This window comes from Microbispora sp. ATCC PTA-5024 (assembly GCF_000511135.2).
Classification (GTDB): Bacteria; Actinomycetota; Actinomycetes; order Streptosporangiales; family Streptosporangiaceae; genus Microbispora; species Microbispora corallina.
The window spans coordinates 10,107-16,440 of record NZ_KI866524.1; the positions used below are offsets into that span (position 1 = coordinate 10,107).

Consider the following 6,334-nt stretch of genomic DNA (forward strand, 5'->3'; position numbering starts at 1 on the left):
GCCCGCGGCGGAGGCCGCGGCCTCGGCGCGGAGCCCGGCCCGGTGGACGCCACGGGGTGCGGTGGCCCGCGGACCACGCGGAGGGCTCACATGGCCCCGACGAGGGTGAACACCCCCGCCCCGACCAGGGCGAAGGCCCACATCCTGTCCAGGTTGAACCAGGCCCGGCGCAGGACGGCCACGCCGAGGAACTCGTAGACGGCCAGGGCCACGGCGGTCGCCGTGACGAACATGGAGAGCGTGTGGACGCCGGCCACGAACATCCCCCCGGACAGGGCGTGGCCGTGGTGGCCGGCCGGGATCCGGGTGAGCACCGGCAGCAGCATCAGACCGGCCCCGTGCACCGACGACATGAGGAACGACCAGGCCGCGAGCTGCGGCAACGACAGCCGCATGCCCACCCAGCGGAAGTGCCGCCGGGCGAGCAGGTGCCACAGGCCGAATCCGACGAGCACGACCCCCGACCCGATCGCGAGCGCCGTGCCTGTCACGACCGAGCCGGTGGCGCTGACGACGAGGACCACCAGCGCCACCGACGCGAGATGCCCGAGCGCGATCACCGGGAGGGACTGCAGCAGCAGGTCGCGGCTGCGCTCCTGAAGCCCCCGCGCGACGGCGAACAGCCAGCCCATCGCGGGGTTGATCCCGTGGAACGCCCCGAGCAGGATGACGGCGGTCAGGGTCACGGGTAGCAGTAGGAGTCGGAGGACGCGTCGCCGCCCTGCAGCCGGGTCTGGTGCGGGCGGAGGCCGCGGAAGTCGTCGCCGTGCGGGAAGAACCGCTCGTCGAGCGTGAAACCGTCCGCGTCGACCTTCGCCATCCAGGCGCCCACGCCGTCGGGGTAGAACTGGTCGTCCCAGGAGCCGTACAGCGAGTTCGTCACGTAGACCCGGCGGCCGTCGCGGCTGACCTCCACCATCTGCGGCCCGCCCGCGAGGCGCTCGGACGGCGCGGCCGGGTGGGCGGCGCGGCGCACGATGCCGCCGAGGTGGACCGATCCGATCTCGACCGGCTTGAACGGGTCGGACACGTCGAACTGCTTGAGCTCGCCGGTCCCCCAGCACGACACGTACAGCCGCTGGTCGTCGACCGACAGGTCGATGTCGGTCACGAGGGGCGGCACCGCGCCGAACGGCTTGAGCACGTCGGGCAGGTCGTCGGGCGAGGCGGACTCGGCCGGGATGTCGATCACCTTCCTCACGGCCCAGCGGCCGCCCTCCTCGTACCAGAGCCAGACCGAGGCGGACAGGTCCTCGACGCTGGTCACGACGCCGGCGAAGCCGTACTTCTTCGTGGGGTCGTGGGCCGGCCGCAGCTCCAGCACCATCTGGTACTGGTCGCCGAGGTCCACCTCCTGGACGTGGCGCCTCCTGCGCAGGTCCCAGAAGTGCAGCCGGTGGCCGTACTCGCGGCCGAGCAGCAACTCCCCCACGACGCCGTCCTCGATCATGGACGGGGTGCCCCACTCGGACGTCACGAGCACGTCGTGGTTGATGTGCCACCAGAAGTCGTACGCGAGGTACTGCGGGCCGCGGTCGACCTCCCAGCGGCCGAGGACCTCGAACGACGTGTGGTCGAGGATCGCGATGCCGCCCGGACCCTCCTCGCCGTACCCGCCGAGCGCGGACACGTACAGGCCCTCCGGGCCGCAGTGGACGGTGTGCGGGCGGGAGTAGCCGGCCCGCTTGCCGAGGTCCTCCGCCTCGATGACCTTGACCAGCTCCGGGCTCACCCGGTCCTTCGTGTCGTACACGTAGATCCGGGACGACCGCAGGCCGGGGACGATCAGGTAGCGCCGCTCCACGTGGGGGTGCGGGGCGTAGGGGCACAGCGCGCTGCTGCACGCGTTCCACCCGAAGTGGTGCAGCTCGTCACCCGCGTACGGCAGATCGGTCCAGCCGACGACCTGCCCGTACGAGGACGAGCCGGGGTCGGTGTCGAGCACGGCCAGCGCGTCGGGCCGCTCGGCGGAGCGGTCGAAGGCGGCCACGTAGGCGAGCGTCTCCGGCGGGGCGGTGGCGGCGTCCCGGGGCGAGGGGTAGAACGTGGGATCCGGCGTCCAGAGGGTCATGCGCCCAGGATCTTCCCTCTTTTCCCACCAGGTCAATAGGTATCTCACGCCGATAACATGCTGCGACCACGCTCTGTGAGGCGCTATAACAAGAAATATCGGCTTTTGCGGGAGCGGGCATGTTCTTTGGCATCACCAACATCTGGACCTATGTGATCGGCTCGTTCCTGATCATCCTGTTGCCCGGGCCGAACTCTCTGTTCGTGCTCTCCACGGCCGCCCAGCGAGGCGTGCGGCAGGGGTACCGGGCGGCGTGCGGGGTCTTCCTGGGCGACTCCGTGCTGATGTTCCTGTCGGCCGCCGGGGTCGCGTCGCTGCTCAAGTCGACGCCGTTCCTGTTCTCGCTGGTCAAGTACTCCGGCGCGGCCTACCTCGCGTGGATCGGCTTCGGCATGCTCCGCTCGGCGTGGCGCTCGCTGCGCTCGTCGCGCCGCCCCCTGCCCGAGGGCGCGCAGGCCGAGCAGGCCGAGCAGGCCGAGCGGGAGGCGCCCGCGCCGGGCAGCCCGTTCCGCAAGGCGCTCGCCGTCAGCCTGCTGAACCCGAAGGCCATCTTGTTCTTCGTGGCGTTCTTCGTGCAGTTCGTCGACCCGTCATACGGCGCCCCGGCCCTGTCGTTCCTGATCCTCGCCCTGATCGTGCAGGTGTTCAGCTTCGCCTACCTGACCACGCTGATCTTCGGCGGCACGTTCCTGGCCGACCACTTCCGGCGGCGCCGGGCGCTGTCGGCCGGGCTGACGACGGGCGTCGGCGCCCTGTTCCTCGGGTTCGGCGCGAAGCTCGCCACGGCCTCCCTCAGTTAGGGGGGGCGTCACTCCCCCCGGTAGTCGGCCAGCGCCTCCTCGAACGCGTCCATCGCGCGCTCGATCCGGCCGAGGCCGGCCGAGGGGAGCCAGGCCATGACCCGGGAGACGCCCGCCTTCTCGCACTCCTCCAGCACGCGCGGGTCGGACGGCACGGACAGCAGCATCACCTCGACCGGCCTGCCCTCCTCCTCGGCCAGCCGGAACAGCTCGGCGGTGCGGTCGAGCACGCCGGGACCGTAGTTGGGCAGCCACGCGTCGCCGTAGGCGAGCACCCGCTCGAACACCCGCCGCCCGGTGCCGCCGACCAGGATCGGCGGGTGGGGCCGCTGGGCCGGCTTGGGCCACGACCAGATGGGGTCGAAGGACACGTGCTCCCCGTGGTAGGAGGCCTCAGGCCGGGTCCAGATCGTCCGCATCGCCTCGATGTGCTCGCGCATCACGCCGAACCGGCGGCGGAAGTCCACGCCGTGGTTGGCGGTCTCGGGTGCGTTCCACCCCGCCCCCACCCCGAACTCGAACCGGCCCCCGGTGAGGTCGTCCACGCTGGCGACGGTCTTGGCCAGGCCGATCGGCTCGTGCTGCGGGACGAGGCAGATGCCCGTGCCCACGCGCAGCCGGGTGGTGGCCAGGCCGGCCGCCATGGAGGCGACGAACGGGTCGTAGGTGTGCCAGTACCTGCGCGGCAGGTCGCCGCCCCGCTCGTCCGCCGGCACGCCGCGGCCCACGGGCACCGGGATGTGGGTGTGCTCGGTGAACAGCAGGGCCTGGTGGCCGCGCTGCTCCACGAGCCGGGCCAGCGCGTCCGGGCGGACCGAATCATGGGTGGCGAAGTAGCCGAATCCTGAGTCCATGCGGCCACGTTAACCCCCGACGCTCATGCCGCACCGGCATGGGCGGCACGCGGCGTCCGCGGATCGGCTTCGGATCCCGGACCCGTCAGGTACGGTAGGCGACCGACGACATAGGCCTCCTCGGGCGTTTTCGGTAGCTGCGTCCGGGTAGGCGTGCCGAATCCGTCGTCGGTCCCTCGCCGGCCGCTTGGAGTGTCATGAACCACACCCCCTTCGCCCTGCCCAGGCTCACCGCGATGATCAAACAGGCGGTGCCCCGGCTCCTCGAAGGCGTGGTGGCCCCCCTGGCCGTCTTCTACGCGGCCCTCGCCATCCTCGGCCTGGACGGCGCCCTGGTCGCCGCCGTGTCGTGGGTGTACCTCGGGCTGCTGTGGCGGCTGATCCGCCGCCGTCCGGTGCCGGGCACGATGGTGCTGGCCGCCATCGCGATCACCGTGCGGGCCGCGCTCGGCCTGTGGAGCGGCAGCGCGGTCGTCTACTTCATCCAGCCCGAGCTCGGCACGATCTGCATCAGCATGGCCTTCCTCGCCTCGGTGCGGCTGCGCCGCCCGCTGGTCCAGAAGCTCACGCTCGACTACATCCACCTGCCGTCGTTCGTGCTGCGGCACGAGCGGGTCCGCCGGTTCTTCGCCCGCATCACGCTGCTGTGGGCGTTCGTGCTGCTGACCAACTCGACCGTCAGCATCTGGCTGCTGCTGCACCAGTCGATCGGGACGTACCTGCTGGTCAGGACCACGGCGGTGGCCGTCATCAGCGGCCTGGCCTTCCTCGGCTCGGCGTGGGCCTTCCGCCGGGTCCTCAAGCGCCTGCACGCCGAGGCCCCGGCGATCACGAGCTGACCGTCAGCCCTCGAGCGCGTGGGTGCGGACGTCGTCGTCGCCCCGCGTGTGGCGGGCCTCGAACGTCAGCCCGGTCACCTTCCAGCCCTCCGCGCGGCGGGCGAGGCGGAGGCGGTAGACGCCCCAGACCTCCCACATGCCGCCGCCGAGCCCGTCGTCGAGCAGGTTGTAGGCGTACCCCTTCGCGGTCACCCCGGCCTCCGCGCCGTCCACGGCGATGGCCAGGTTGCTCACCGTGTGGAAGCTCTGCTTGCGGGCGTGCAGCCCGGTCCGCCACCCGTCGACGAGCTGGGCGGAGGTGATCCTGGCCGGCTCTCCCCCGTTCAGGCTGGTGAAGTCGGCGTCCACCTCGTCGTCGAACAGCGCCTGGCACACCGGCCAGTTCTTGGCGTCCACGGTGTCGAAGACGGCGGTCACGACGTCGGCGATCTCTGCACGGTCCACCAGAGCGGCGATCTCATCCATGCGGTTCACTATGCCGCACGTCACGGGCGGCCGTGGCCGTGATAAGGAGGACGCCATGGGAACAGCACTGGTCACCGGCGCCTCACGAGGTCTGGGCGCCGCCATCGCCGAGCGGCTCGCGGCCGGCGGATGGCACGTCGCCGTCAACTACGCGCACGACACCCGGGGCGCGACCGCCGTCGTCGAGCGCATCGAGGCGGCCGGGAACACCGCCCGCCTCGCCCGGTTCGACGTGACCGACGAGGAGGCCGTACGGCAGGGCATCGCCGAGATCGGGCCGATCGACGTCGTGGTCAACAACGCCACCGGCCCGCAGCCGCTGATGCCGGTCGACAAGCAGACCTGGCAGGACCACCTCGACCAGCTGGTGTTCTTCGTCAAGGCGCCGCTGCTGATCCTGCAGGCCGTGCTGCCGGGCATGCGGGAGGCCGGCTCCGGCCGGATCGTCAACGTCGGCAGCGAGGTGACCGACCTCGGCAACGCGGACTACGGGCACTACGTGTCCGCGAAGGCGGCCATGCACGGCCTGACCCGCTCGTGGGCCCGCGAGCTCGGGCCGTACGGCATCACGGTGAACACGGTCGAGCCGGGTTGGATACCGGTCGAGCGGCACGCCGAGGTCCCCGCGGAGGACTACGACGCGTACCTGCGTGATCTTCCCCTCGCGCACATGGGCGTGCCGGTCGACGTCGCCGAGGCCGTGGCGTTCCTCGCCTCGCCCGGCGCCCGTTTCGTCACCGGGCAGCGCCTGGCCGTCAACGGCGGCAAGACGATGACCTGATCCCCCTAACCAGGTATCCCCCTCCGAATACCGCGCTGCGCCATTAGTCCCGCGTTCCGCCTCTCGACGCCCGCCTGAGGCGTTCCGGCCACGACGCCATGCCTTCATTCAGGTGAAGGGAGGCGGGGATGACGGCGCTCGCGGCAGGGCTGGCGTTGCTCGGGTCGCTGTTCTTCGCGACCGGGGCGGCGCTCCAGCAGGACGAGGCGGCCCGCTCGCCCGGGGCCGGGCTCGGCGCACTCCTGCGCCGCCCGCGCTGGCTCCTCGCGGGGGCCTCCATGACGGCGGGCGGGGCCCTGCACATCGGCGCGCTCCGCGTCGGGCCGCTGACCGTGGTCCAGCCGATGGGGGTCGCCGCCCTCCTGTTCGCCCTGCCGATCGCCGCGGCGCTGCACGGCCGCAGGGTGGCGCGGGCCGAGATCGCCGCCGCCGGCATGGTCGCCGCCGGGCTGGCCGGCATCGTCCTGCTCGTCCCGGCCGCCGCGCCCTCACCCGCCCTGGACGGCGCGGAGGCCGCCGTGATG

7 protein-coding genes and 1 pseudogene are annotated in these 6,334 nt (G+C 71.9%); 4 read left to right on the forward strand and 4 right to left on the reverse strand.

What is annotated here, in order from left to right; genetic code table 11:
• Positions 1 to 86: 86 nt before the first annotated feature.
• Together MPTA5024_RS20755 and MPTA5024_RS20760 are read right to left on the reverse strand one after the other, a co-directional pair.
• The gene (locus MPTA5024_RS20755; RefSeq protein ID WP_036327102.1) at positions 87 to 686 is read right to left on the reverse strand and encodes a hypothetical protein; all 600 of its coding nucleotides are present in this window, start codon (positions 684 to 686) and stop codon (positions 87 to 89) included.
• The gene (locus MPTA5024_RS20760; protein WP_036327104.1) at positions 683 to 2,071 is read right to left on the reverse strand and encodes a selenium-binding protein SBP56-related protein; all 1,389 of its coding nucleotides are present in this window, start codon (positions 2,069 to 2,071) and stop codon (positions 683 to 685) included. Before MPTA5024_RS20760 ends, MPTA5024_RS20755 begins: the two co-directional genes overlap by 4 nt.
• Before the next feature lie 119 nt (positions 2,072 to 2,190).
• On the opposite strand from MPTA5024_RS20760, the gene leuE reads away from it, so the two are divergent.
• The gene (gene leuE / locus MPTA5024_RS20765; RefSeq protein WP_036327107.1) at positions 2,191 to 2,871 is read left to right on the forward strand and encodes a leucine efflux protein LeuE; all 681 of its coding nucleotides are present in this window, start codon (positions 2,191 to 2,193) and stop codon (positions 2,869 to 2,871) included.
• Between the two features lie 8 nt (positions 2,872 to 2,879).
• On the opposite strand, the gene MPTA5024_RS20770 is transcribed toward leuE, so the two are convergent.
• Positions 2,880 to 3,725, reverse strand: a complete 846-nt coding sequence (locus MPTA5024_RS20770; protein WP_036327109.1) for an LLM class F420-dependent oxidoreductase — start codon at positions 3,723 to 3,725, stop codon at positions 2,880 to 2,882.
• 197 nt (positions 3,726 to 3,922) lie between these two features.
• Between MPTA5024_RS20770 and MPTA5024_RS20775 the strand changes: the two genes are divergently transcribed.
• Complete coding sequence (locus MPTA5024_RS20775; RefSeq protein ID WP_036327111.1) at positions 3,923 to 4,564, forward strand: VC0807 family protein; 642 nt, start codon at positions 3,923 to 3,925, stop codon at positions 4,562 to 4,564.
• A 3-nt stretch (positions 4,565 to 4,567) separates the two neighbouring features.
• On the opposite strand, the gene MPTA5024_RS20780 is transcribed toward MPTA5024_RS20775, so the two are convergent.
• A complete protein-coding gene (locus MPTA5024_RS20780; protein WP_051458465.1) occupies positions 4,568 to 5,029 on the reverse strand; it encodes a nuclear transport factor 2 family protein in 462 nt (153 codons plus the stop codon).
• Between the two features lie 55 nt (positions 5,030 to 5,084).
• On the opposite strand from MPTA5024_RS20780, the gene MPTA5024_RS20785 reads away from it, so the two are divergent.
• Both MPTA5024_RS20785 and MPTA5024_RS42380 read left to right on the forward strand, forming a co-directional pair.
• Complete coding sequence (locus tag MPTA5024_RS20785) at positions 5,085 to 5,810, forward strand: SDR family oxidoreductase (RefSeq protein WP_036327116.1); 726 nt, start codon at positions 5,085 to 5,087, stop codon at positions 5,808 to 5,810.
• A gap of 128 nt (positions 5,811 to 5,938) precedes the next feature.
• A pseudogene (locus MPTA5024_RS42380) lies at positions 5,939 to 6,334 on the forward strand (DMT family transporter); the annotation flags it as partial.